Here is a 1809-nt window from a genome sequence, read left to right on the forward strand (position 1 = left end):
ACCAGAACCGACCCACTCCACAGTCCCCTCAGCACCACACCACTACGCGAAAGAAAAGGCGTAATAACGGGACACCAGAGATGAAAACGACCTCTAACTGATCGTTTCAGAATGAGGTGCGTAGACGGCGGACAGATGAGGCTGCGGGCCAGAGCAGACCTTGGTGAAGAACGGCGCGTCGTTCGTAGCGGATGCGAAGGCGCTTGAACTGGTGAAGCCAGGCGAAGGCGCGCTCGACCACCCAGCGCACCTTGCCCAGTCCAAAACCGTGGGCGACGCCCCGCCGGGCGATCATCGGGCTTGATACCGCGCTTCCATAGCAGGCGGCGGTACTTGTCGTCGAAGTCGTAGCCTCGGGCGGCGTACAGGCGGCGTACAGGCGGCGTACAGGCGGCGGGGTTTACGGCGGGGCCGGCCCCGAAGGCCGCGAATCGATGGCACTGCGTCCAGCGGCGGCAGGAGCTGGGTGACATCGTGCCGGTTCCCGCCAGTTAGCGTGACGGCAAGTGGGGTTCCGTGCCGGTCGACGATCAGGTGATGTTTGGAGCCGGGACGGGCGAGGGCCCGACATGATGCCCCCTTTGAGCGCCGGCACGTGCGAACCGTGTAGCGCAGTCGCCCAGGTCCCGCAGGTCGGTGCGTCGCAGCTCGGTCAGCAAGGCGGCGTGCAGACGGAGCCAGACGTCCGCCTCTGCCCAGTCCCGCAGTCGGCGCCAGGCCGTCACCCCGGAGCGGCCTACGGTCTCCGCGGGGACGTCGCGCCAGGCGACGCCGGTCCGCAACACGTAGCTGACACCGGCGAGGGCTGCCCGGTCGGGAACAGGCAGTCAGCCCGGGTAGCGGCGCCGCCGTTCGGGAGCGGGCGGCAGCAGCGGAGCCACTCGCTCCCACAGGTCGTCCGGAACAAGATCAGCACGCATGCGGACCCTGCCGACCAAGATCGCCGGGATCAAGACCCGCAGCGTAACGCGCTCTTCAATGATCAGCTATGCCGTGCGAAAAGGATCGCTTGCGATCCCTTCTCGTCCGGGGACAGCAGCATTTGGGCCTCGACCTCGAATCCAGCGTCGCGCAGCCAGGTGGCCACCTGGCTTGGCTGACGACGGTGGACATGGACATTCATCGGGTGGCCGCCATAGCCCTCCGTCTTCAGTCGTGAGTCGTCGCCGACGTGGAACAGGAGCTGCAGCGGTCCACCCGGCCGCAGCACCCGATGGAAGTGCCCGATCACCGCCGGCATCTCGTCGTCGGGGATATGGATCAACGACTGCCAGGCCAGCAACCCAGCCACCGAACCGGCAGGAAGGTCCAGTTCCGTCATGGAGCCCACCTCGAACCGCAGGCCGGGATGGTCACGCCGGGCCACGTCGACCATCCCGGGAGACAGGTCGATACCGAAGGCGTCCACACCCAGAGCGTGCAGGTGCGCGGTGACGTGTCCGGGGCCGCAGCCGATGTCCGCCACCGGCCCGCCGCCCGTCGCACGCACACTGTCGGCAAACAACGTCAGGGCGGCGCGGACGTACTGCTGCCGGGCGATGGCTTCGCGCACAAAGTCGGCGTAGCCAACCGCGACCGTGTCGTAAGACGTTCGGGTGTCGATCAACCAGTCGTCCGTCCACATGGCCGACACGCTAGTACACAGGTGCTGCTCGAACTGGCCAGCTGCTTTATCAGCCTCCGCCGCCTGCTCGCTTCATTCTGAAACGATCAGTAAGAGGTCGTTTTCATCTCTGGTGTCCCGTTATTACGCCTTTTCTTTCGCGTAGTGGTGTGGTGCTGAGGGGACTGTGGAGTGGGTCGGTTCTG

General features: G+C 65.8%; 1 protein-coding gene and 1 pseudogene. Both read right to left on the bottom strand.

The annotated features are described in order from the left end of the window. Window positions 1-106: 106 nt before the first annotated feature. Window positions 107-920 (bottom strand): annotated as a pseudogene (locus ACGFR7_RS37480) (IS5 family transposase). Window positions 921-982: 62 nt separating this feature from the next. Continuing rightward, complete coding sequence (locus ACGFR7_RS37485; protein ID WP_393328559.1) at window positions 983-1624, bottom strand: methyltransferase domain-containing protein; 642 nt, start codon at window positions 1622-1624, stop codon at window positions 983-985. Between the last annotated feature and the right edge of the window lie 185 nt (window positions 1625-1809).

This window comes from Streptomyces sp. NPDC048516 (assembly GCF_043199875.1).
Classification (GTDB): domain Bacteria; phylum Actinomycetota; class Actinomycetes; order Streptomycetales; family Streptomycetaceae; genus Streptomyces.